Source organism: Candidatus Dadabacteria bacterium, assembly GCA_009840385.1.
Taxonomy (GTDB): domain Bacteria; phylum Desulfobacterota_D; class UBA1144; order Nemesobacterales; family Nemesobacteraceae; genus Nemesobacter; species Nemesobacter australis.
On sequence record VXNX01000009.1, the window covers coordinates 62,171 to 86,346 of the forward strand.

The following is a 24,176-nucleotide window of genomic DNA, read 5'->3' on the forward strand; positions in this document are numbered from 1 at the left end:
GCTGGAATAAAAAAGATAGGGAACACAGAACAAAGTTGCGCAACAATCCCCAAGAGCGGTTAAAGCACCGCACGCGTAACTTTTTTGTGTTGCCTATAAAAACCGGGATATTGCAGGGACGCAGACTATAGTGCCGCTACATTATTTCCCAAGAATGCTCACGACGCAGGTGATACCGTCCATGGCGGGCTGGGCGCCTCCCATGGTCTCGATAATACCGACTTTGGCATCTTTCACCTGGCGTTCAGGCTCAACTTCCTCTCTTAGCTGCCTTACGATCTCAGCGGTCTGAAGAAGTCCGGTAGCCCCAACGGGATGTCCCCGTGAAAGCAGGCCGCCGCTTGGGTTGACGGCAACTTTATCACCGCCCACCCACGTGCTTTTTTCGTCTATGAGGGTAGCTCCCTCTCCCTTTTCGCAAAAGCCCAGGGATTCCACAACCATCATCTCCGCTATTGAGAAAGCATCGTGAATTTCAGCCACGTCCATGTCCTCGGGTCCCAGTCCTGCCATTTCATAAGCCATCTGGGAGGTTCTCCAGACATTTTCGGAAGGATCGCAGGTAAGGCCTGTGGGACTGCTGTACTTGCCCGACTGGGCAACACAGCCCAGGATCTTTATTGGCATCTTTTTAGCAAGTTCTCCGACATGTTCCTCGGAACACAGCACCGCGGCCGCGGCCGCGTCCCCAACGGGACAGCACATGTTGCGCGTAAGCGGGTCGGCAATCATCGGCGCATTCAGTACTTCTTCCACCGTGGTGGGCTTTCTGTACTGGGCAAGAGGATTCAGGGAGGCGTGGTAGCGACTTTTTACGACGACTTCGGCCAGCTGTTCCAGGGTAACTCCGTATTCGCTCATGTACTTTGAAGCTCTTATCGCGTAGAGTCCGGGCATTCCCATGCCGATGGAAACCTCAAGGTCGTCTTCCTCAAGGGGTAGGGGACCTCCGGAGAGAATTCTACTCAGATTCTCGACACCGAGAGCGAGGGCTATGTCGTACTGTCCGTAGGCTACGGTTCTCCAAGCTTCCCAGAGGGAAAGCGTTCCGCTTCCGCAAGCACCCTCCACATTTATGGTCGGCTGTCCGACGAGACCTATTTCCTTAAGAGCTCTCTGTCCGACTCCCATGCCTTGGTAGACATGACCGCAGAACGCGATTTCTATTTTCCGCGCGTGAATTTCCGAGTCCTGTATCGCGGCCCATGCGGCTTCTCTTGCGAGGACGTGAGCCGGTTTGTCGGGAAATCTTCCGCAGGCGGTGTTTCCCACTCCTATAATGTAAACGTCTCTCATTGATAATTCCTCCAGCTTGCACTTTAAATTCGGCAATAAAATGTATACAAAATCGTTTGCGTTGTAAAATTTACGAGATTTTGATTTTCGATGATGAAATTTTCGCAATTTAATGGTATGATGTCTGGAGAGGTTTTGGAGTTTAACTCTGAATAAAAAATACCCAGATAGGAGGTTATTAATATGAGTGATGTACCAAGTGCCAGCGAAGTTGGTAATATCATGGACACCTTCAGTTCCATAGGACTAAGAAGGTCCATCAGATGGTATGAGCCGCATCAGTCCGTTGAGAAATGGAAGGTTCAGGCCATGCTGGAAGCTGCCAGGCTTTCTCCTACGGCAGGCAACTTCAATGGCCAAAGAGCAATAGTTGTATACAGGGATGAAGATCCCGAAATATGGGAGTTTATATCCGACTGGAGTCAGATTACAACGCAGATGGCTCCCGTGCTTATCTTCTGGTGCTACGACATGGGCAACTACGACACAATGGGTCAGTCTATCCACGACCTTCTAAGAACCGGAGCACTCGATAAGGCGCACGGCTGGGAATATGACAGGGTATCCAGGCTGTTCCCGCTTCCTGCAATGCTTCCCGATGCGGTACTGCACCGGCTTGCCGCGATCGATCTTGGAAACGCGATACAGAATGCCTGTCTTGTTGCGACGTCCTTGGGTCTCGGAACCTGCCTTAACGGCGCCAGCGGTGGAGCCAGAAGGAACACGAAAGCAAAGTTCAATCTTCCAGACACTTACGTGTTCAGCTGGCTTATGACCGTCGGTTATCCCGCTGAGAGCATGGACGGCGGCGGAGCAAGAAGCCGACCTCCGTTTGAAACCATGTTCTTCGAAAAACAGGTCGGAAACGCCTTCCCGAGAGATCCCGAGGTAGTAAAGCTTCTTGAGGATCTGAACATGCTTCAGCCATCAGGACCTCTTCCCGGAAGACTTGAGGAGATCAACAAGCTCACCAAACGTTTCGGTCTCGGAGACGAGTGGCTTACGGACTGGAAGCTTGAAGATTCCCAGCTTGGAGATCTTGCGGGAGACAAGAAACCTGAGCCCCTCAGTGCCGAGGAAGTTCAGGCTTCGGCCGCGGGTGCATCCGCTGACCCCTCGGGCTTTACCCTCAAACCGACGGTGAAGCGGGAGGAGATCCAGAAGTACAGGGAAGAAAAAGGCATAGGGGATGCCGACTAGTTCTTATCAAAAATAAACAAGGAGGTTTTGGTAATGGCAGAGATAACGCTGAATATTCCAGATCCGATTCATGACAGAATAAAAAGGAGAGCCGAGCAAACCAAAAATACCGATATTGGTATTATAATCGCTACTCTGGCTCTTACTTTCGGCGCCGCGTTTTATGACCATACAAAGTGGCTCCAGAATCTAGATGGAGTAGACGACAAGTCTAAGCCTTGGTAAGGTCACGGAAGTAAAAAACAAAAAGGGGGATGTTCGTGCGAACGGTCATCCCCCTTTTTTATTGCTTTTACAAACAAGACTGCTAAAGCCCTTGGGAAACTAAGGCGAGCTATGCAGCAGGGAAGGCGAGAAACTGCTTTTCAGTTTTTCCCCCAAGTTAGAATTCCGGAGTTTGGCATCCGCATCGGTTTCTTCAACGAATTTCTCTATATAGAGAAGTAACTCTCTGAAATTTCTTCCGTTTCTGGCTGATACAAACGGCGTTTCAGGAAATGCCTCGTGAAGAGCAGCTTGTGTATCCGCATCGGCCTGATCAACCTTATTAAACACGAGAATGCTTGGTATGTCTTCGAACTCCATGGATTCTACGATCTTAATTACCGAATCTATTTTTTCCCTGACCTCGGGATCGCTTGCGTCCGCGACGTGAAGCAGCAGGTCAGCTTCTCCTATCTCTTCAAGCGTAGCCCTGAACGCATTTATGAGTTCTTTTGGAAGCTTGCTTATAAAGCCTACCGTGTCAGTCATAAGTACGTGCTTTCCTCCAGGAAGCATAACCCTTCTCGTTGTCGGGTTAAGAGTTGAGAAAAGCTTGTCCTGAGTCATGATGGAAGCCTTAGTCAGACGATTAAAAAGCGTTGACTTGCCGACATTTGTGTACCCTATGAAAGACAGGGTCGGAATTTTCGAGGTTTTCCTGTTTTTTCTCGTGTGTTCCCTTCTTCTGCAAAGACCGTCAATCTGTTTTTCGAGTTGTTCGATCTGTTTTCTTATGTTTCTTCTTTCCTGCTCCAGTTTCTTCTCTCCGGGACCTCTTGTTCCTATTCCGCCCCCCAGCTGGGAAAAAGCAGCTCCCTTGCCTTTAAGTCTCGGTAAATTGTATTGAAATTCGGCAAGCCTTGCTTGGATCTTTCCTTCGTTTGTCTTGGCGTGTTTAGCGAATATCTGTATTATCAGCTGACTTCGGTCCATTATATCGAGACCGGATTCCTCCCCGATAGCGTTTGCCTGGGCGGGGGTAAGCTCCGTGTCGAAAATTATGGTGTCCGCTCCAAGGTGCTTGGCGTGAAGAGCAATTTCCCTGAGTTTGCCTCTGCCGACGAGGTAACGAGGATCTATGTTTTTTCTTGTCTGAACCATCTTGTCGAGCACCACTTTCTCGGCAGAAAGAGCCAGAGAGTTAAGTTCCCCAAGGGATTTCTCGGCCAGGTAGCGGAATTTGGTGCTGAACCCCACGAGCATCACTCCTTCCCTGTTTTCCTTGCCTCCGTTCTTTAGGAAAGCATGCCTGAGAGATTCTTCTATACCATCTATTTCCTGTTCGAGATTAATGTTTATTCGACCCAGGTCCGAAAACTTCGAAATCTCCCATTTCACCTGACTTTCTCCATTCGGTGGAACAAGGTTCGCATACTCAAAGCGTCCGGCTGAACCGTTTTGACCAGTAGATACCGAAGCCACCAGATCGAGTCTTTCGCTTGCCAGAGTTATCAGGTCGGAATTTGTAAGACCGGATCCCTTGAGATTGGTTCTTAGAGCGCGAAAGCCCCTGAGTCTGTATTTTGCTCTTCTCCTTCTTCCAAGCAGTTTTTCAAAAGGAAAATCGCAAGGTTCTCCGATGAAGACAAATCTTATCTTTCCCTTGCGGTTAATAAGTACCGTTATAGTTCTTTTAAGTTCGCCCGAGAAGGCTAAAAGAGTTCGGGTGAGTTCAGGGGTTAGTAACCGATCTTGGGGGATTTTCCTCTTGTATATCCTGAGCAGGTTCTTCAGGTCGCTTTTCGTAAGTCCCGAGGTATTTCCGTAGATTCTATCTATCTTTTGTTTCCCCTTGATGCTTATATTATTATATTGTGCAAGGAATTTGAAGCGTTTTCGGCGAAACTAGGGAAAAATCTATACCAGTTCACGGGTTTTTCAGGGCTGGGAACAGCGAAGCTTTTTGTTTCCAGAAACTCCGGATTAAAAGCTGCAGGGCAGGGTGATGTGCCGTGGAAACGGAAAAACAGCCATGGATCGCTGAGTTTTACGAAAAAGAAAAAGTCTCAGACGACTCAGATGATATATATGAGGAGATGAAGGAAGCCTCAGATTTTCTCTGCCGCAGCTTTGAGACCCATGTGGAGTCTTTAAACAAGGAATACGGCCGAGACACAATCAGCGTGATTGCACCGCCTCCGGGTTTTATGCACGCGGTTTTTGACACTGGAGCAAAAACTCCCGGGTTTTTAATCCTTTTCGGCACTTCAAAGCTGATTATGGTTCTTTGCGGGAACGAAAAAGCCGTCACCTTCGTTGGAAGAAAAATTGATCCCGACCCTCAAAAACCGAAGAAAAATATGAAACTCCTCGGAATAAACTGGGAAGAGAAAAAGAGCGGGGGATATCTTTTCCGGGACAGTACTGGAGTGGAGATTGAGGTCCACGAACTTATCCTGCGGGTAATCCGCTGGGGCGCTACCTAGGGAGTAAGAACAAGGTGTGTTAAGAAGGCGATGACCATTATGAGTCCAATAAGTATTGGCACGCCGAGTATGTATTTAAACCCTTCTTTTTCGTGTGGTTCGAGATTGAACATGATGGCGCAAAGATAACCTATGCTTTGCATCATTGCAAAGCTTTATTGAACAGGTTTTGAAATTTTGTTAAGTTTCTACAGTGATGATTGAATATGTAACTCCCTTTTTCCGCCCTCCAAGCGAACACAAGAGCTTTATTCTGCAAGCTACCATCGGCTGCTCCCACAACAAATGCACCTATTGCGCCATGTACAGAAAAGAAACCCAGAAATTCAGGGTAAGGCCTATGGGCGAAATCAAGGAGATCATTGATGCCGCCGAGCGCAATGGGTTGCTTGAACGAAGGGTTTTCATAGCGGATGGCAACGCACTTGTTCTCTCCACGGCAAAACTCATGGAAATAATGGACTATCTCCACGAAAAAGCCCCGGGTCTTGAGAGAATCACTATGTACGCGAATGTAGGAGACATACTCAGAAAATCTGTTGAAGACCTCACGCGTCTCCGGGAAAACGGCCTCTCCATGGTCTACATAGGTTTTGAAAGCGGAGACGACATTGTGCTGGAGAGAATAGAGAAGGGGGCGAACTTTGCCGAGACTGTTGAAGCCTCAAGAAAACTGAAAGCCTCTGGGATAATGAATTCGGTTATGGTTCTTCTCGGTATCGGCGGAAAAGACAGGAGCAGGGAGCACGCTTTGGCTACAGGGAAACTTCTTACGGAATGCGATCCGGAATATGTCGGAGCTCTCTCCCTTCAACTTCGTCCCGGAGCTCCTATTTACGAGCAGTGGCAGGAAGGGCTTTTTGAGCTTCCGGACAAATTTCAGATGATAGAGGAACTTGAAACCATAGTTGAGAATACGGAGCTCTCCGACGGTTATTTCTATTCAAACCATATATCGAACTATCTTCCTGTCAGGGCTAAATTCCCCGAGGAAAAAAGCAGAGTTCTTGAAGACATAAAAGAAGTGTTAAGAACCAGAGACGAAGCTTTTCTTCGTCCGGATTATTACAGAGACGTAGTAAACCAGTACTGAAAAAAACTTAAGGAGGCTGAAATGGGAAAAATTGCAACAACTTCCCCGGTTTGGGGATGCAGTGTGAGTGACCTTAGAGCGCTCGCGGGAATTACTGAAGAAGCGGGTTTTGACGGTATCTTCTCTCCCGAGGTACCGCCTTACAACGCCATAACCAACGCTCAGGTGTTTGCGGAGTGCACCGAGAAGATAAATGTCGGAACGTGGATAGCCAACATATACATGCGCCAGCCTGTAGTGGCTACCGCGACTGCGCTTACCATACAGGAAATAACGGACGGAAGAATGATTCTCGGACTCGGAGTCAGTCACAAGCCTGTTAACAATAGATACGATATAGACATGGGAAACCCGATTGAGGCGATGAGAAGCTACGTCGGGGAAGTGAGGGCCTTTGCCGACGGAACGTCTCCAAGGCTTTCTCTTAAAAGACAAGTGCCGGATCTCCCGGTCCATATAGCGGGACTCACTAAAGCCGCGGCGGAGCTTGCCGGAGAGGTTGCCGACGGCATAATGCCGTATCTATGCCCTCCCGCCTATATAGCTACCTTAAAAGGGCATGTTGCTGCGGGCGCCGCAAAAGCGGAAAGGGATCCTTCAGCCATATCGATTACAAACGGCATTCCGTCCTTTGTCTCGGATGATGGAGACGCAGCCGTTGCCGCAGCCAAAAGAGGGCTCGGTCCGTACGCCAGGTTTCCCTTTTACCAGAGACTCATAAGAAACATAGGTTTCGGGGATATAATCGACCAAGTGCAGGACGGAGCAAATCCGGCCGAAGTTTTCACCGATGAGCTGATAGATTCGGTGGCGCTTGCCGGCACGCCGGATAACTGCAAGAAAAAACTCGAGGAGCATTTCACGGCTGGGGTCGATCTTGCCATATTGGTTCCCGGACCGGTAGGAAAGCAGAGTAATATAGAGGTAATGGAGATAACAGCTAAAGCTTATTCTTAAGTTTTTTGCAGACTAGAAGAGCGGAAAATAAACGATATTTTCCGCTCTTTCCTCTCTCCATAAATCTGCATATCTTTCCATAATCAATCATTTTTCCGGAACCTGCCGCTGCAATTGGAATTTTTTCACTCACGTGGTTGAGAACGGAATTTTATAAAAGTATAATTACGGCGATTTTATTCTCTTTGCCCTGGTCTGCCTGAGCGTGAGTATCGATAATAACATTCTATCCCTGCTCATATTCCTTCCTCTTCTGGGAGCTGTGGTTCTTGCGCTTCTGCCATATTTCCAGAAGGTTTCCGATCACCAGTTAAAAACGGTTGCGTTTTTAATAACCTTGGCCGAATTTGTAGTATCACTCCCGCTTTTCTTCAGGTTCAACGGTTCTCTTTCCATCATGCAGTTTGAAGAGAAAATCCCCTGGCTTACGGACCTGGGAGTATCTTATCACCTTGGAGTTGACGGTCTTAGCCTTCTGCTTGTGCTTCTCACGACCTTCCTTTTCCCGATTACGATTCTTTGCTCCTGGAACGCAATAAAAGGCGGATGGAGGGCATTCCTCTGTCTTACTCTTTTTCTTGAATCGGCGCTCATCGGAACCTTCACCGCGCTGGATATGATTCTTTTCTTCATATTCTGGGAGGCGGTACTGATTCCGATGTATTTCATCATAGGGATCTGGGGGTCTTCCAGAAGAATCTATGCGGCAATAAAATTCTTCATCTATACGGCGCTTGGGAGCGGGCTCATGCTGGTGGCGATCATTTACATGTACTACGCTCACATAGACCAGTTCGGCTTTGCGTCAATGAACCTCTTTGATCTCCAAAGAACAAGTCTCGTTTTTGACGGCATACTGAGTCCCCAGGGGCTTGTGTTCCTGGCGTTCTTCCTGGCTTTTGCAATCAAGGTTCCGATGTTTCCGTTCCATACCTGGCTTCCTGACGCCCATGTTGAAGCACCCACTCCCGGAAGCGTCATACTCGCAGGCGTGCTCCTTAAGATGGGGACCTACGCGGTGATAAGGTTTCTCATCCCGTTTTTCCCGGAGGCGATAGATGCATACACCGGAGTTCTCATAGCTCTTTCGATTACCGGAATAATCTACGGAGCGATGGTGGCATTCATGCAGACGGATCTCAAGAAGCTGGTCGCCTACTCAAGCGTGAGTCACATGGGGCTTATAATGCTGGGCGTGTTCATCTTTAACCTCCACGGTGTGCAGGGCGGAATCTACCAGATGATAGGCCACGGTCTTTCCACCGGAGCTCTGTTTATTCTTGTCGGGATGATATACGAAAGACGCCACACCAAAATGATTTCGGAATTCGGCGGGCTTGCGAAAGTGATGCCGATTTTTGCGCTATTTTTCATGATCGCCATGCTTTCTTCTATAGGGCTTCCTCTCCTAAACGGTTTTATCGGAGAATTTCTGATTCTGCTGGGAGTGTTCGCGGAAAGCTACTGGTACGCCGCGCTTGGGGCCACGGGACTTGTGCTTGGGGCCGTTTACATGCTCTGGGCATACCAGAGGGTGATGTTTGGACCTGTAATAAAGAAAATAAATTTGGGACTTAAGGATCTTAATCCCAGGGAGATAGCCCTTATGATTCCTCTCGCCGTAATGATGGTTCTGATGGGGGTCTATCCGCAACCATTTCTCTCAAAAATGGAACCCACGGTAACAAGAATAATAGATGGGACACAGCAAGAAGCTTTCCGTGTGGATGCCACTCTGCCGGAAACCCAGAGAAACAGGCCTTAGAGCTATAACCGGCCGGCTTTCAGGCGGCTGTTTGCAGGCTTGATCGAATCGATGTCTTTTAAAAAGCTCATAACAAAAAAAGTCGAGTTCTCTGCCTCTCACAGGTACTGGAACAAGAACTGGAGCGAGGAAAAAAACCGTGAGTTTTACGGCAAATCGAGCCTGCCGGGCGGACACGGGCATAATTTCGCGCTTGAAGTCACGGTAGAGGGAGAAATAAACCTGGAGACGGGAATGATTATTAACCTCTTTGACCTGAAGCGAATCATTTCCTCTGTTCTGGCCGATTTTGACCACAAGAACTTAAATGAAGACAATCCGCGTTTTCAGGATCTTATACCAACGACGGAAAACATAGCCAAGGTTCTCTGGGAAATGGTTGAGGAGAAAGTCCTTGAGAGGGACGACTGCCGTCTCTATAAAATAAGGGTATATGAAACAGACGATCTTTTCGTCGACTACCGCAAATGCTGAAAAGAAAAGAACAAGTGCTTCTGACAAGGGTATTTAGATTTTCTGCGAGCCACAGGCTTTTCATAGAAGGTTTGTCCGACGAAGAAAATCTTGCCATATTCGACAAATGCGCGAATCCCGCGGGACACGGACACGATTATTCCGTAGAAGTGGGAATAAGAGGGGAAATAGACAATGAAACTGGCATGATCATAAACCGCGTTGATTTTGAAAAACAGGCAGCTCCCATAATCGAAGAACTTAACTATAAATGGATAGACAGGGATATACCTTTCTTTCAGAAAAACATATCGACCGTTGAAAATATCGGGGAATATCTGTGGCAAAAGTTCACGGAAATCATTCCGGGTAAGCTTGATCACATAAGGATCTGGGAGAATCCGAAAAGTTATTTTGAGTATTCCGAGGAAAAACAAGATGGCTGAGAAAGTCGCAGTCCTAACCGGGGCAGCAAGGGGCATAGGAAGAGCGACTGCAATTGAGTTGCTCGAAGCGGGTTTCTTTACGGCGCTTTGTTCAAAAACCCCCCAGAGCGCAGCTTCCCTTGAGGCCGAAATATCCTCTTTTGCCGGGAGTTTCATTATTTCCTCCGTTGATATATCGGTTGAGGCTGAAATCCAAAGATTCATCTCGAGCGTTGCGAAAGAAAAAGGGAGAATTGACGTACTCATAAATAACGCGGGTATTGTCTACACGGGTTCGGTAGAAGAAACCGGCACCGAGCAGTGGGATGAAATGATGGCCGTAAACGCAAGAGGGACCTTCCTCATGGTAAAGCACTCACTCCCGCTTATCCCCAGAGGAGGCCATATCGTAAACATCGGCTCAAACGCTTCAAAGAAAGGCTTTCCCGGGTGGGCCGCCTATTGCGCTTCCAAGTTCGCCGTCTTGGGTTTTACCAATTCACTGAGAGAAGAGTTAAGGGACAGGGAAATAAGGGTTTCTGCGGTTCTGCCGGGTCCAACCAAAACGGACATCTGGGATTCTCTTGGCGGAGAATGGGACAGCGAAAAAATGATGTCCCCTGAAGTTACGGCGAAAACAGTCCTCTCGGTCATAAATCAGCCCCCGGAAGCGAACATAGATGAAATTGATATAGTTCCATCCACGGGTAGTTTATAACTGCGCAAGACCGGTTCTGGAAAAAGCAGATGATAGAAATAGTTTCAATTGGAATCAGCTACAAGACAGCCCCCGTGGAAGTGCGGGAACGGTTTTCTTTTTCTGATACGGACCTTAGGGAAGCGCTTGGAATTCTTCGCCTCAGGGAAAACGTGCTTGAATGTTGCATTGTGTCCACCTGTAACCGCGTTGAGGTCTACGCGGCGACTGAAGATTGCGGGAAATGCGAGGGGGAAATCAAATCGTTCCTTCTGGATTTCCACAAGCTTCCCGGCCAGAGTCTCTCCCCCTATATACATACCCGCGTGGGACCTGACGCCGTAAGGCATCTTTTCAGAGTGGCCGCCAGCATCGATTCAATGGTAATCGGAGAAACCCAAATTCTGAACCAGCTTAAAAGCTCATACAGCGTGGCGCATTCTGAGAACACGGTCGGACTTATACTCAACAGGCTTTTTAACAGGGCCTTTTTTGCGGGAAAGAAAGTGAGAGCCGAAACGGGGATTTCTTCTCAGGCGGTCTCGATAAGCTATCTAGGAGTGGAGCTTGCCAAAAGGATATTCGAGAATCTGGCGAATCGGACCGTTATGCTGGTTGGGACCGGAGAAATGGGGGAGCTTTTCGCAAAACACCTTGTCTCGAACAACATAAAGGAACTGTACGTAACCAGCAGAAATTTCAGCAACGCGGAAAAACTTTCTCAGTCCCTAAACGGCAAGCCCATCAGGTTTGAAGAAATGCTTTACCGCCTGAAAGACATTGACATTCTTGTGACCGCAACGGGGTCTTCTGACTATATAATAAGAAGCGAACACGTAAAACAGTCCCTTAAACTCAGGAAAAACGATCCGATTTTCATGATCGATATAGCTGTTCCGCGCGATATTGACCCTAAGATAAACAGAATCCCAGGGGTTTATCTCTACGACATAGACGATCTCAGAGTAGTTCAGGGCGAAAACTTGAATTCCAGAAAGGAAAATCTCAAAAAAGCCGAAGAAATAGTTCTAAAGGTGGAGAAAAGGTTTATGGACTGGATGGAAAGCCTTAAGGTCTTTCCCGTCATAATTGATATCAAGCAAAAATTCGAGAAGATAAAAAAGACCGAGGTTGAGAAGGCGCTTAGAAAACTCGAAGGCGGCACCGGGACGCAGAAAGAGATTATAGAGAGCTTGGCAAATTCCATAATCGGAAAAATATTTCACGACCCGGTTACCAACCTGAAGAAAAGAACGTCTGGTTACGAAGCGGCCCTCTACTCGGAGGTAACAAGAAGGCTTTTCGAGCTTGACCCAATGGACATCTCACTGGACGCAACAGATATTTATGACGAAGCTGAGAATTGGGACCAGGGGTAGCAGACTTGCTCTGCACCAAGCCCGCCTTGTCGAAACGGAACTTCACGCTGCTTTCCCCTCGCTAGAAACGGAGATAAAGGAAATAAAGACCTCGGGCGATATTAACCCCGAACAAGACATCTCCGGTATGGGTGGCAAAGGGATTTTCGTAAAAGAAATAGAGCAGGGCCTTCTCTCGGACGAAATAGACATTGCCGTTCACAGCATGAAGGACATGCCTTCGGTTCTTCCGGACGGACTCGTCATAAGCTCTGCGCTCAAAAGAGAAGACCCAAGGGACGTTTTTATTTCAAAAGACGGCAACACCCTTGAACAACTCGGTGGAGAGGGCAGGGTGGGGACCGGAAGCGTAAGAAGAAAGGCGCAACTCCTCTCCAGATTCCCAGAGCTAAAAGTTCTTCCCATACGAGGAAACGTTGATACCCGGCTCAGAAAAATTCTCTCAGAAGGCCTCGACGGAATAATTCTTGCTGCAGCAGGACTCAAACGGCTTGGACTTTCCGAGCGTATTACCCAGTACTTTGCGCAGAGCTATATGGTTCCGGCACCCTGTCAGGGAATAATAGCCGTAGAATTCAGAGAAGATGATGTGGAAACAAGGAACTTCGTATCCGCAATTACACATACAGATACGGAAACCGCAGCGATATTCGAGCGTTCTTTTCTAAAAACTTTCGGTGGAGACTGTCAAATTCCACTTGGATGCTGTGCGGAGGTACATCTCGGGGAAATATCGGCGAATTCCGTTTTCATAGACATGGAGAAAAACACAGTCTCAAGGAACACCTGGGAGTGCAGTGCGGAAAAAGCGTCCGCTGAAGGAGCATTTATGGCCAAGGATCTTATGGAACGGGCAGGGTTTTCGCCATAAAACCCGCTTGGTTTTTAAGTCGTAGTTGCTCTAGATGTTTTCCTGCCGGGAACCGTCGTTCGGTTCGGGAACAATGGTAAGGATGATTTCCTCTGACAGCTTTTTTGTTCCGGCGGTACTTGAGCGAAGAATAAGCTTCCATCCTTTGGCTTCAATCGGTAAGTCAGGCCAAGGAAAGGCTAAAGATATCAAATATAGGTTGGGAAGAAAAACCCCTAGAAAACAGGGAAATCTTCGGGAGGCGCCCAGTTTGACATAACCAATGCTTTAATTAAAATTGACACTTTATAAATTCTGCCGCGGGGTGGAGCAGCTTGGTAGCTCGTCGGGCTCATAACCCGAAGGTCGCGGGTTCAAATCCCGCCCCCGCTACCACCTCTGTTCTGTAACTCGCTGGAAGCAAAGGATTTTTTAGGAAGAAAGGCGGAATAATCCCCCTTTATGCCCCACTTTAAAAATAGTATAGATAAACTGTAGTCTATCACTTGGTTCGGGATAAAGTGGGAATTATATACATAACTAACCGAAATGCTTCATTAAAAAGAAGATTTCCATTACCTACTATGGTTGAAAGCAGCTGATACAATAGCCTTATTCCAAATAATCTTCGGGGAGGGCGCTTTACCATTGAAAAACTTAGAACGGTACAAGAAGGATCTAAAAAAACTCATAGAAACTGGAAAAATACTAGAATTTGCTATGCAGTATGAGTGTGCTCCAAAAGCTCTTGAAAAAGCCCTTAAGAAAAAACTAGGAGATGGAGCTTCAGAATTCCTAGACAAGTTGCCAAAATTTTCCGAGGAATACGAAATTTGGTATTCAGAAGCAAAGGCACTTATACGTCAATTACTTCCAGACCGTCTGGATGATTTCGTTGGTCACTATGAGAAGCCAAAGGCACGCAAGGAGATAGACTACGAAAGCTACCGTATATCTGACTACCTTGTGGGACTTCAGATAACTCGCGGCCGTGAATACGAGAAAGTTGTTGTTGTTGATATTGACTCAGCAATCCCTCGGTTCAGACAGCAATTTGCTATGGTCAAAGCCATCAAGAAGCGTTTCGAGAGTTCGCTCTTCGATATTAAACAAATCGTCCAAGCAGATCTATTTGACTCTGAGTTAGAAGCCGCAATGGCATTGGTAAACCAAGGCTTTCTCAGAGCTGGAGGTGCAATGGCAGGAGTTGTGATGGAAAAGCATCTTGCGGAAGTCTGCAGAAATCATCAAATCAAATTCAGGAAAAAGAAACTCACAATTGCAGACTTTAATGATGCGCTGAAAAAGGAAAATGTAATTAATACTCCTCAGTGGAGATCAAATCAGCATCTCGGTGACCTTAGAAATCTATGTGACCACGACAAGAAAAAAGAACCCTCAAAAGATCAAGTAACTGAGCTTATCGAAGGTGTTACGAAACTTACCAAAACGTTGTTTTAAACCAACACGACACTAACCGACCATTCTTTTCTTGCGGTTCTTTCCGCAATTAAGCATAATTCCCGCAGCTATGAGCTATACTATCCCTATAAATCTGGGGCCAATACTGCCAAGAGGGCGACGTACTATCCTGCGGATTATTTTGGCGTTGGAAGCTTTGGGGTGCTCTCTTCAAGTTCATACAAGGGGGTCCCTCATTCCTGTTGACATCATCACCGAATTTGGACTTTACAACGGCATCATGACCTCTTTTTCCTTCTATGGCATTCTCGCAGTGCTGACATGGCTGCTTTTCTATTACTGGGACTGGATACGGCACGATTCCAACCAGTGGGAATTCAGGCAGTCAATCCCCGAACTGGAGCATGCCATAGAAACTCTCACTGCTCAGTCTATTCAGGCGGAACAAAGCGGGGGTTTTGATCCTCCTTTCCTTTCCCCTAAGGACTCCCTGAAAGTAGATATGCTTCTTGCTAGACTTGAACGCTTAAATCTTTCACGCCTTTCCGATGAAAACCAAATAAGTTATCTGACTAGAATTTTAGACTATGCACAGAATAAAACATACAAAGAGTGCCAAGCTTTTGAAAAGTTTATGGAAACTCCTTTCTGATTAACTCATACGTAGTCTCCGAGACATAGCCCCCCTTTTTAATTCACCGGTCAACAGGATATATAATCCCCCAATATTTCTCAGGAAAGTAACACCTAACAGCAGCTTCCTTGTTTCTATCCTTGGTGAAATACAGGTTCTTCCCCTCTAAAAACCTGCTTAAGGCATAAAAACAGCTCCGGTATTGACTATTCATTTCATATGTAAATCGGCCACTTCATGTAGATGATTTATGTTTCATTTTTAACCATGCTCGGGTTATAATCTGTTTTCATGGGTTCTTTTTAGAACCCCCACTTCTATAAAAAGGTTGGATATCTCTTTGCTCGTTATGGTATCCCTTGCCTTGGTGCTGGGAGTAATCGGCCAGATGCTCTCCATCAGGACAGGGTTTCCAAATATCGTGTTTTTCCTCATTTTCGGGGTTCTTGTAGGGCCGGAATTTCTATCTCTGGTCCACCCCTCGGAGTTCGGAGAAGGGCTTGAAATAATAATAAAGCTCTGCGTAGCTATCGTCCTTTTCGAAGCGGGGCTTAATCTGAACAAAGAAGAAGCGCTGAGCCACGGGAACATAATACTGCTGCTTATAACCGTGGGCGCGATGATTACCATGGTAGGCGGAGCGATCCTTGCGTACTTCGTTGCCGATCTTTCCTGGGAAATGGCCTTTGTCTACGGCTCTCTGGTAATAGTAACGGGTCCAACCGTCGTTCATCCCCTGCTCAGAAGGTTTAAAGTCAAACCTAACCTAAAGCACATACTCGAATACGAAGGAGTGCTGATTGACCCCATTGGAGCCTTGATAGCCATTTTCGTAGTTGAAGTAGTGCTTATTGAGAGCGTTAACGCCGCTTCTGGCTTTGCCCTAGGACTTCAAGGTAATGTCGCGGAAATAGGCAGGATGATACTTCTTGTAGCTTACAAGTTTGTAGTAGGAGGGGTTTTGGGTTTCCTTGGAGGTTATGCGGCGACTTTCGCGGTTAAAAGGTTCTATATCTACATGGAGGATTTCGTAGATCTTTTCATGCTTGCCTCTGCGCTCGCTGTCTACGGGTTCGCCGAAATGATAACTGCAGACGCGGGGCTTGTAGCGGCTATCGTTTCTGGAGCCATAATCGGAAACTTGAATATTCCAGAGGAAGAAGAAATGAAGAAATTTAAGGGCAAGCTTACGATTCTCGTAATTTCCCTGCTCTTCATCTTCCTTGCGGCAAGTCTGGAACTCGATTACATAAAGGATTTAGGCATCTATGGCCTGTTGGTTGTGCTGGGGCTACTTTTTGTGGTGCGGCCAGTGGAAATATTTCTTCTCTGCATACGTTCCGGTCTTTCAATCAGGGAAAAAATGTTTCTTTCCTTCGTTTCCCCAAGAGGAATAATTGCCGCGTCAATAGCTTCTATTATCGCCCTGGAACTGCAGCAACATGAAATTGAAGGAGGCAACATTGTCCAAGGACTTGTGTTTCTTACCATAGCCGTTTCGGTTCTTCTTCAGGGAGGTGCGGGAGGTTTTGTCTCAAGGGTCCTGGGAGTTAACGACAATAGAAACAAAGTGGTGCTTGTAGGAGCTAACAACCTCTCGAGGCTCCTAGCGAGACTGCTTGAGAGAACCGGCAAGGAAGTCTGTCTGATAGACACGAATAGAAGGCTAGTGGATCTTTCCAAGTCAGAGGGACTTAATGCGGTTGAAGGAAACAGTCTGACTGTGGACGGACTTGAGAAAACGGAAATTTCTTCCCCGGACACCCTGATATCACTTACAACAAGTGATCACGTAAATGTTCTTGCCTGCCGGTTGGTGAGAATAGATTTCAAGGTCAGTAACGTGTGCGCGCTTTTAAACAAGAACGCGTCTCCTTCCGAGATTGAAGATATGGAAAGATTCAGAGTTCCCCTTGCTTTCGGAAAAAAGTTTGACGTAATGGACATATACTCGAAAATTCTTGAGAAGGAATACGTCGTTTTCAGGTCTCAAGTAATCGATAAAATGGACTTTGAAAAATTGCTTCCGGAACACCTGATTCCACTTATCGTGGAGAGGACAAGAACAGACGAGGTGCTGGTTTATCACCAAGGCATTAACCTTGAGGCGGGTGATATTGTATCAATTCTCGACGTGGACCCACTTTCCACAAGTCCTGATGTTCTCAGTGAAACGGAAAAAGAGTTGATTGAAATATAGAGGTGAAGAGAAGATGAGCTCCGAGATAAAATCCTTTGAGGATCTGCTTGAAGAAATCAAGAAAATCGTTGATGCGCTTGAAGCGGGAAAGCTTCCTCTTGATGAATCCATTGAAAAGTTCGAGCGGGGAGCAAGCCTTATAAAGGAATGCTATTTAAACCTTGAAAGCGTTAAAAAGAAAATCAGTCTTATAGTGGAAAAAAACGACGGCACCCTCGATCTTGAGGATTTTGACGACGAAAGCCAGTAAATGAGTTTTGACACAAAAGATTATCTCGACAAAAGAAAAGAGATCGTTGACCATGCCCTGCGGGAATACCTGCCACCCGACGAAGTCAAAACAAAACTTCACCAATCAATTCTCTACAGCATCCACCCGGGCGGAAAAAGACTAAGACCGATTCTGTGTCTCGCCGCCTCGGAACTTATATGCGGAAGCTACAAAAACGCTTTGCCCGCGGCCTGCGCTATTGAAATGATCCACACCTATTCCATAATTCATGATGATTTGCCATCAATGGATGATGACGATACCAGAAGAGGGAAACCGGCAAATCACAAGGTCTTCGGAGAAGCCGTGGCCACGTTGGCAGGAGACGCCCTTTTAACCGATGCCTTTAATCTGATAACGGAAAAACTTCTTGGGGAAGGTGTATCGTCGGAACTTATATTGCGCGTGATTTCCATTATCTCAGAGGCTTCAGGATCAAAGGGAATGGTTCTGGGGCAAACATTTGACCTTGAAATGGATGGGAGCGAGTATCCATCCGTTGACGAAATCTTGAATGCCTACATAATGAAGACGGCAAAGATGATCACGGCATCCGTTCTTAGCGGAGCGGTGCTCGCGGGAGCGGAAGATGAGGAACTTCTAAGCCTTAAGTCCTATTCAGAGAGAATAGGTATCGCCTTCCAGATAAAAGACGACCTTCTCGATATCAGGGAAAGCACTCAGAAGCCGGGAGATGAATCCGGAACAAAAAAACATACCTACGTATCAGTTATGGGAGTCGAGGCGTCAAAGGCCAAGGTCTCTGAACTTACAAACCAAGCTATAGCCGAGCTTGAGAGTTTTCAAAAAACCCCAAACCCTCTAAGAGAAATAGCAGCCTGGTTGAGTGAAAGAGAAGAATAAAACAAGGCTTGACAGTCTTCTTGTTGAGAAGAATCTGGTCCAGAGCGGGAACCAAGCTCGAGCGCTTATAATGTCGGGACGGGTTACGGTAGACGGGAAAAGGGTGGAAAAACCCGGAACAGCGGTAAAAAAAGACTCCGAAGTGGTTGTGGAGCAGGACCCCAGAAGGTTCGTAAGCAGGGGAGGGCTTAAGCTTGAGAAGGCAATAACTGAGTTCAATATAGATGTAGGAGGCAAAATCGCCCTCGATATAGGAGCTTCAACCGGTGGCTTTACAGACTGCCTTCTGCAGTTCGGGGCATCCAGAGTCTACGCTTTTGACGTAGGTCATGGACAGATTGACTGGAATCTTAGGAATGACAAACGGGTAATAGTAAGGGAGAAAATAAACTGCAGGTACCTGCGGGCGGAAGACGTCGGAGAAAAAGTCGAAATAGTCACGATCGATGTCTCTTTTATTTCACTTACAATGATAATTAAACCTGCCGTTTCCGTGCTTGCGGATAATGCGACACTTATTGCTCTCATAAAGCCTCAGTTCGAGGTGGGCAGAAAAGACGTTGGAGCGAAAGGGGTAGTAAAAAATGAAGATAAACTCAAAGAAATTAATAACAAAATATTACTTCATCTCAGTGAGTTAGGATTTAGAGTTCAAGGTCTAATTGAATCTCCTATAAAAGGGTCTGGAGGCAACAGAGAGTTCTTAGTCTGCGCTTCCTGGGCCGTATCTACTTCTTCCCCCAGTCCTTAAGAAATCTCTCGAGTCCTATGTCCGTGAGGGGATGCTTGAACAGCTGTGTAAACACCCTGTAAGGGAAAGTGGCTACGTCGGCTCCCATCTTAGCCGCTTCTACTATGTGCATGGGATGTCTTACGCTTGCAACCAGTATCTCGGTTTCGTAGGCGTAATGTGCGTAGATCTCACAGATATCGAGCACCAAATCCATTCCGCTTGACGAAACATCGTCAAGCCTTCCCACAAAAGGACTTACGTAAGCGGCTCCCGCTTTTGCGGCTAAAAGTGCCTGAGAAGGAGAAAAAACAAGGGTAACGTTAACATTTATACCCTCATCTGAGAGGGTTTTCGTGGCCTTCACTCCATCTTCGGTCATGGGAAGCTTGACGACAATATTTTCGTCTATGCTCGCCAGCTTTCTGCCTTCCGAGATCATCTCGGAGTACTCCGTGCTAAGCACTTCCGCGCTCACCGGGCCCTTTACTATGTCGCATATCTCCTTGACTAGGTCCTCGAAACTCTCTTGGCTTCCCTCCTTGGATACGAGGGAGGGGTTTGTTGTCACCCCATCCACTATTCCGAAAGCCGCGGCACTTTTGATTTCTTCTAAGTTCGCGGAATCTATAAAGAATTTCATTTTCCCCTCCTCTTGCGAAAGTTCCGTTTTTCTTCGGTTTATTTTACTGAAACACAGTACATCCTCGGGAAGAAAATAACAGAAATAGACATTTTTTAAATGCTTCCGTTAATGGCATGCCATCTGTCTGGAAGTATAGTACGCCTTTTTGTCAGGTTTCGCAGTAGCTGGATAATTGTATTTGTTATAACCAATTGTTACAATTGTTTTCCAACTTTTTAAAAGGAGGAAGACCTAATGAAATACTTTACCGTTTTATTTCTTATTGCGGTGGCAATGCTGCTCATTAACGTTCCGGCTTTCGCATCCGGTTCCGCCTCCGCGGGGAGTGGAGCGAGTTCCAGAAGCGATTACGCCAAGGGAAAGGCGATAACGTTCAGCAAGCTTGTCTGCGATACCTGTTCAATGCAGAAGGGCGACCTGAACAAGGAAAGCGCCATGGACCTCAAAGAAAGCCTTGGAGAAATGCAGGACCTCAGCAATGAAGAGAAGGAGCTTGTAAGCGAGTATCTAAACCGCCGCTACAAACTCTGATTCCATACAGAAAAAAAGGAGAGATGATTATGAGAAAATTAAGTTTGATTGCAATTTCTGGACTTATTGCGGTTTTCGGCTACCTGCCGCTTGCCAACGCGGGCAACTCCGCCTGGCTTCCGGCACCGGGAGGAGGCTCCGTCTCCCTCTCCCTGATTTACCAGAACGCTGAAAAATACTGGAGTGGCAGCAAGGCAGCTCCCAATGGGGGTGCTCTTGGGGATGGTAACCACCTTATCCAGAAAACCGCTACGGTCCAAGTCAAGTACGGCCTTATGGACTCATTGGCCCTTGATCTGGCTGTGGGAGGATCCCAGGCTTCAAAAGTCGGAACTGGACCGAAGGAGTCTGACGATGAAAGCGGCATAACGGATGTGAAAGCCGGCGTAACCCTTCGTCTGGTTGATGAAGCGGTAACCCAGTCGGCCCCGAGCATAGCCGTCCGCCTTGGGGGAATAAAGGCCGGAAGCTACGACACGGGTTACATAAACTCGATCGGCGACGGGGGAGACGGAGTTGAGGTGTCGGGAATCGTCGGCAGGTTTCTCTCTGATAATTTCGCCGTATCCGGCGAACTTGGTTACCGTCTGCTCAATAAAGACATTCCGGACGTTGTTTTCGCCAACGTTACCGGAAGCCTTATTCTTGCGGACATGTTCGGGGTAAGCCTTAACTACACGATGGAGAACGCAACGGATGGAATTGATCTCGGCGGTACCGGGTTTAACATAGATGGTGTTCCAAATCGAAAGAGGTTCTGGCTGGTAGAAGAAGACATTCACACCATCGGTTCGACGCTCACTTTCCTAGTGAGTGACAGCGCGAGCATAAGCGGTTCATACGCGAGGGTTATTTCCGGTCGCAACACAGCAGAATTTAACATTTTCGCCGTTTCTCTCGGTTATTCTTTCTGAGGCGACTGATCTGGAGAGCAGATGTAAGCTGACTTCTCTTCAATTTGAATCAGTTCCGGCATGCCGGACGGGACACTAGGTGGTTTCCGTCCGGCATGACCGGAGTTTTTTTACGCCACGGGAAACGGATTGTCGGAACTATCCATGCAGATTGCATTCATGCGGTTCTCTTCGCTGACGGAAATTTATTGAATTAATTCTGTGGGAGGAAACTTTCAAGTCAGGGGCAGTTAAGACTCCAGTCGTATTCATAATCCATCGTTCCTTTGAATTTCCGAAGTTCTTTTGCCAGACCCTCATCGGCATAGCTCACAAGATGTCGAATTATGTTCTGCTTGCTTTTACCGAAATCCTCCGAATACCAATCGTAGATGCTCGAGATAACAATCAGATCGTCTTCCATGAAGCTCACCCCGCGTGGGTGATTCACGTACTCCCGCGCCGCGGCGTTTAGCAGTTTCTGAGTGTTTTCTCGGGTAAAAGCCACCTGAAGAAGATTCGGACATCCATAGCTCGCGCAACTGACCCCGTAGTGGATGAGGTTGTCCTTCCAGATGGGACGGAGGATGTCGTTTTCTATGTTGTCAAGAGTGAGACCCTGTCCCGCTACTTTTGCGCGTACTTCCTTCCACGGACCCGAGCATTGCGAACCGGAAACTCGATCTTCGCATATTTCGAGTATGGACTTAACGGGAAAGGCATCCGCAACAACTTTCACCGTAAGGGCGTTGTAGAAGTTAATCCAGTATGCTTTCTGCTCGGCCCTCGAATAATCCCTGGGGTCAATCTTCTGCAGGTAGTCAAGATAGCTTTCAAGCTTCGCCCCGTCCCTGGCGTTTTTCTTGAGCGCCGCGTAGTCAAACTTGTTTATTCCCGCGCTGTGAGCCCGCAGATACCCGTCAAGGAGCTGTTGCCAGGCACTGTGGTCAATCTTTTTCGGGTTTGACTCATTCGCTGCGTCCCAGAACGAAACCGACTTGGTTTTAGCCGAAGCAGGAGATGTAAAAAGAAATAAAACGGCCGAAACAACGAGAATAAAAACAAAAACCCCTCCGGCGGTTGCGTGTTTCGCGGTTTTTTGGATTATCATCCTTGCGTCCTCTCTATTAGGCAATCTGGGCAAACAATAAAAAAGCGGATTGTGTATTATTAATCCTAATGCTAACACCACCCTTGAGAATTAAAAGTTACCCAGATCTCTTGATGGCTTGTTCTGTTGTTTCCCCTGGCGGAACCGGTTTATCTCGCAGATTGAAAAGAAAGCTTCATCGGGCACGCAATAATTCTGAAAATTGCCGACAACGCAATGACTCCAGATAACTGGCGTTATTTCTGAACCGAGATGCCTGCTCTTAATGGAAACGCCGGGTCTTCGGCCGCTGCTCGCCGCCTGACTGACATAACCGGATTATGGTGCGCCGCCGCCTACTGCGCTCTGGCCTTTTTCGCCCGCCAGCCCGGAGAACCTGCTTTGTCCTTGTTCTTTCTTACAGCGGCTTGCGCGGGGCTTCCGGTGTTTTTTCTCTATTTTTATATTTCCCGCCGGGGGGAGCGATTCCCGGTCGGCCGCATTTTTCTCTGGGCGGCGGTATTCAGGTTCTGCGGCCTTCTGGGCGGACCTTTTTTTGAGGATGACTTCTACAGGTATCTCTGGGACGGCTACCGCTTCGCGACGGCCGGCACTCCTTACGGTATTGCCCCCGAAGCTTTTTTCGCCGACCCCGCGGTTCCGAAGCTGTTTCAGGGGATTCTTGATCAGATAAACAACCCCGGGTTGGCGACCATCTACGCCCCAGTGACCCAGTTTGTCTTCCTTCTAGGCTATTACCTATCTCCGGGAAGCGTGACGGCGCTCCAGGCAATTCTCATAGTATTTGACCTTGCGACCATAGCTCTGCTTTTCCGCCTGACATCCGCCGGAAATGTCATGCTCTACGCGTGGTGTCCACTTGTCGTAAAGGAGATAGCCTTTACCGCTCATCCCGACGGAGTAGGGGTATGCTTTCTTCTGGCAGCGATTGTTCTCTCAAGAAAATCCCGATGGAAAACCGCATCCATTTGCCTTGGAATGGCCGCCGCGACCAAGGTGTTCGCGCTACTTCTTGTCCCCCTGCTGCTTCTTCGTGCCGCACCGAGGTATTGGATGCTGTCGGCGGCCGTGTTCTTGGGGCTTTATGCGCCTTTTGTCTTAAGCGGCGGAACCGATATGCAATCGTTTGCGGTTTTTGCCCGGGAGTGGGAGTTCAATTCCGCGCTCTTCGGCCTCCTCTCAGCTGTTCTGGGGACGGTTGAGAGCAAACTCGTGCTCGGCCTTGGGTTTGCCGCTTTATGGATATCTTACGGCATCCACTACCGTAAAAGCGGCGAGCGGATACCCCGGGGTGACTTGCTCTACGGAGCGCTTCTAGCGGTATCGACGGTTATCAATCCATGGTACCTGCTGTGGCTTCTTCCCTTTGCCGCTGTTTTCCCAACCGCCTGGGCGTGGACGGCATCGCTTGCGGTACTTGCGAGCTATATAACCGGGCTTAACCTTAACGACTACACCATGGGGCCGTACCAGCAGCCGGTATGGGTGCGCCCGCTTGAGTTCACCCCCATTCTGCTGGCGCTGGGCTATGACGTGTTACGGCACCGGAGGTTAAACCAAAGACATAAACACGGGACAAGCAAATTTTAGGTTTATTTAAGTTCAACTCGTAACCTTGAGCTCGTCATCGACAAGCACTGAATCTTACTCCAAGAAATTATTTGAAAAATATTGTAAAATTCTTCTTCGGCGGAGGTAAGAATGGAGCTCTACATATCAATGAAGGCTGAGAACATAAATCCAACAATGTTCAAGCATGTAACAATGGATATGCCTTCACCCCAGAATAACGGCTATTTCATCGCAGAATACAGGGAAGCTCAAGAAGAGAAAATACTAATTCTTCACCAGTATTCCTCAATACTTGAAAAAAAACTCCAAAAAGTCGGGTATTTTCTTGTGGAAAACTTCAACAACGGAATAATCGTCAAGAAAAAAGTTGATGAATCAAGGGACTACATGGATGAATGGGAAGAATGGGTGGAGTTTTCAAATGCCCTGCTTGAAGAATTCGAATCTTTCTTCGACGACATATGATAATCCGTGAGAGACGGCCTGACCAAAAATAC

Annotated in this window: 25 protein-coding genes and 1 tRNA gene; 22 read left to right on the forward strand and 4 right to left on the reverse strand. The window is 47.4% G+C overall.

The genetic code is table 11. The features are described 5' to 3' along the window. Positions 1–141 precede the first annotated feature (141 nt). Entirely contained in the window at positions 142–1,296 is a 1,155-nt protein-coding gene (locus F4X55_03485; GenBank protein ID MYC40058.1) for a thiolase family protein, read from the reverse strand. A 183-nt stretch (positions 1,297–1,479) separates the two neighbouring features. Here F4X55_03485 and F4X55_03490 point away from each other — a divergent pair, with 183 nt between their 5' ends. After that, positions 1,480–2,496 carry a nitroreductase family protein gene (locus F4X55_03490; GenBank protein ID MYC40059.1) on the forward strand — a complete coding sequence of 339 codons (1,017 nt, stop codon included), beginning with the start codon at positions 1,480–1,482 and terminating at the stop codon, positions 2,494–2,496. 33 nt (positions 2,497–2,529) lie between these two features. After that, the gene (locus F4X55_03495; GenBank protein ID MYC40060.1) at positions 2,530–2,721 is read left to right on the forward strand and encodes a hypothetical protein; all 192 of its coding nucleotides are present in this window, start codon (positions 2,530–2,532) and stop codon (positions 2,719–2,721) included. A 99-nt stretch (positions 2,722–2,820) separates the two neighbouring features. Here the strand turns inward: F4X55_03495 and hflX are convergent, their stop codons facing one another. Beyond that, on the reverse strand, positions 2,821–4,098 hold the full coding sequence (hflX, locus tag F4X55_03500; GenBank protein MYC40061.1) for a GTPase HflX: 1,278 nt from the start codon (positions 4,096–4,098) through the stop codon (positions 2,821–2,823). 614 nt (positions 4,099–4,712) lie between these two features. Between hflX and F4X55_03505 the strand changes: the two genes are divergently transcribed. The 16 genes from F4X55_03505 (at position 4,713) to F4X55_03580 (ending at position 18,947) form a co-directional block, all read left to right on the forward strand. Beyond that, positions 4,713–5,186, forward strand: coding sequence for a hypothetical protein (locus F4X55_03505; GenBank protein MYC40062.1), 474 nt, complete (start codon positions 4,713–4,715; stop codon positions 5,184–5,186). A 196-nt stretch (positions 5,187–5,382) separates the two neighbouring features. Next, the gene (locus F4X55_03510; GenBank protein MYC40063.1) at positions 5,383–6,279 is read left to right on the forward strand and encodes a radical SAM protein; all 897 of its coding nucleotides are present in this window, start codon (positions 5,383–5,385) and stop codon (positions 6,277–6,279) included. Between the two features lie 21 nt (positions 6,280–6,300). Then, positions 6,301–7,236 carry an LLM class flavin-dependent oxidoreductase gene (locus tag F4X55_03515; GenBank protein MYC40064.1) on the forward strand — a complete coding sequence of 312 codons (936 nt, stop codon included), beginning with the start codon at positions 6,301–6,303 and terminating at the stop codon, positions 7,234–7,236. A 223-nt stretch (positions 7,237–7,459) separates the two neighbouring features. Continuing rightward, positions 7,460–9,001: an NADH-quinone oxidoreductase subunit M gene (locus F4X55_03520; protein MYC40065.1), complete on the forward strand. Its 1,542-nt coding sequence runs from the start codon at positions 7,460–7,462 to the stop codon at positions 8,999–9,001. 51 nt (positions 9,002–9,052) lie between these two features. Then, a complete protein-coding gene (locus F4X55_03525; GenBank protein MYC40066.1) occupies positions 9,053–9,475 on the forward strand; it encodes a 6-carboxytetrahydropterin synthase in 423 nt (140 codons plus the stop codon). Beyond that, positions 9,469–9,900, forward strand: coding sequence for a 6-pyruvoyl tetrahydrobiopterin synthase (locus F4X55_03530; GenBank protein ID MYC40067.1), 432 nt, complete (start codon positions 9,469–9,471; stop codon positions 9,898–9,900). Before F4X55_03525 ends, F4X55_03530 begins: the two co-directional genes overlap by 7 nt. Beyond that, positions 9,893–10,597, forward strand: coding sequence for an SDR family NAD(P)-dependent oxidoreductase (locus tag F4X55_03535; protein MYC40068.1), 705 nt, complete (start codon positions 9,893–9,895; stop codon positions 10,595–10,597). Before F4X55_03530 ends, F4X55_03535 begins: the two co-directional genes overlap by 8 nt. Positions 10,598–10,626: 29 nt before the next feature. Then, positions 10,627–11,955, forward strand: a complete 1,329-nt coding sequence (locus F4X55_03540; GenBank protein ID MYC40069.1) for a glutamyl-tRNA reductase — start codon at positions 10,627–10,629, stop codon at positions 11,953–11,955. Continuing rightward, on the forward strand, positions 11,924–12,826 hold the full coding sequence (gene hemC / locus F4X55_03545; protein MYC40070.1) for a hydroxymethylbilane synthase: 903 nt from the start codon (positions 11,924–11,926) through the stop codon (positions 12,824–12,826). The genes F4X55_03540 and hemC overlap by 32 nt, the downstream gene beginning before the upstream one ends. Positions 12,827–13,124: 298 nt before the next feature. Continuing rightward, positions 13,125–13,201, forward strand: a tRNA-Met gene (locus F4X55_03550). Between the two features lie 252 nt (positions 13,202–13,453). After that, positions 13,454–14,266 (forward strand): hypothetical protein, encoded by an 813-nt coding sequence (locus F4X55_03555; protein MYC40071.1) that lies wholly within the window; start codon positions 13,454–13,456, stop codon positions 14,264–14,266. Positions 14,267–14,336: 70 nt separating this feature from the next. Further along, the gene (locus F4X55_03560; GenBank protein MYC40072.1) at positions 14,337–14,879 is read left to right on the forward strand and encodes a hypothetical protein; all 543 of its coding nucleotides are present in this window, start codon (positions 14,337–14,339) and stop codon (positions 14,877–14,879) included. 322 nt (positions 14,880–15,201) lie between these two features. After that, on the forward strand, positions 15,202–17,061 hold the full coding sequence (locus F4X55_03565; GenBank protein ID MYC40073.1) for a hypothetical protein: 1,860 nt from the start codon (positions 15,202–15,204) through the stop codon (positions 17,059–17,061). Further along, positions 17,051–17,311, forward strand: a complete 261-nt coding sequence (gene xseB / locus F4X55_03570; protein ID MYC40074.1) for an exodeoxyribonuclease VII small subunit — start codon at positions 17,051–17,053, stop codon at positions 17,309–17,311. Before F4X55_03565 ends, xseB begins: the two co-directional genes overlap by 11 nt. Continuing rightward, positions 17,312–18,196, forward strand: coding sequence for a polyprenyl synthetase family protein (locus F4X55_03575; GenBank protein MYC40075.1), 885 nt, complete (start codon positions 17,312–17,314; stop codon positions 18,194–18,196). It abuts the gene before it with no gap. Next, on the forward strand, positions 18,180–18,947 hold the full coding sequence (locus F4X55_03580) for a TlyA family RNA methyltransferase (protein ID MYC40076.1): 768 nt from the start codon (positions 18,180–18,182) through the stop codon (positions 18,945–18,947). Before F4X55_03575 ends, F4X55_03580 begins: the two co-directional genes overlap by 17 nt. Here the strand turns inward: F4X55_03580 and fsa are convergent. Then, on the reverse strand, positions 18,925–19,569 hold the full coding sequence (gene fsa / locus F4X55_03585) for a fructose-6-phosphate aldolase (GenBank protein MYC40077.1): 645 nt from the start codon (positions 19,567–19,569) through the stop codon (positions 18,925–18,927). The genes F4X55_03580 and fsa overlap by 23 nt on opposite strands. Before the next feature lie 237 nt (positions 19,570–19,806). Between fsa and F4X55_03590 the strand changes: the two genes are divergently transcribed. Then, positions 19,807–20,103 (forward strand): hypothetical protein, encoded by a 297-nt coding sequence (locus F4X55_03590; GenBank protein MYC40078.1) that lies wholly within the window; start codon positions 19,807–19,809, stop codon positions 20,101–20,103. Positions 20,104–20,132: 29 nt separating this feature from the next. Then, positions 20,133–21,017: a hypothetical protein gene (locus F4X55_03595; GenBank protein ID MYC40079.1), complete on the forward strand. Its 885-nt coding sequence runs from the start codon at positions 20,133–20,135 to the stop codon at positions 21,015–21,017. Between the two features lie 220 nt (positions 21,018–21,237). Here F4X55_03595 and F4X55_03600 read toward each other — a convergent pair whose 3' ends face one another. Then, positions 21,238–22,107, reverse strand: coding sequence for a DUF547 domain-containing protein (locus F4X55_03600; protein ID MYC40080.1), 870 nt, complete (start codon positions 22,105–22,107; stop codon positions 21,238–21,240). Positions 22,108–22,359: 252 nt separating this feature from the next. On the opposite strand from F4X55_03600, the gene F4X55_03605 reads away from it, so the two are divergent. Together F4X55_03605 and F4X55_03610 are read left to right on the forward strand one after the other, a co-directional pair. Then, entirely contained in the window at positions 22,360–23,697 is a 1,338-nt protein-coding gene (locus F4X55_03605; protein MYC40081.1) for a hypothetical protein, read from the forward strand. A gap of 111 nt (positions 23,698–23,808) precedes the next feature. Beyond that, the gene (locus tag F4X55_03610) at positions 23,809–24,144 is read left to right on the forward strand and encodes a hypothetical protein (protein ID MYC40082.1); all 336 of its coding nucleotides are present in this window, start codon (positions 23,809–23,811) and stop codon (positions 24,142–24,144) included. Positions 24,145–24,176 lie beyond the last annotated feature (32 nt).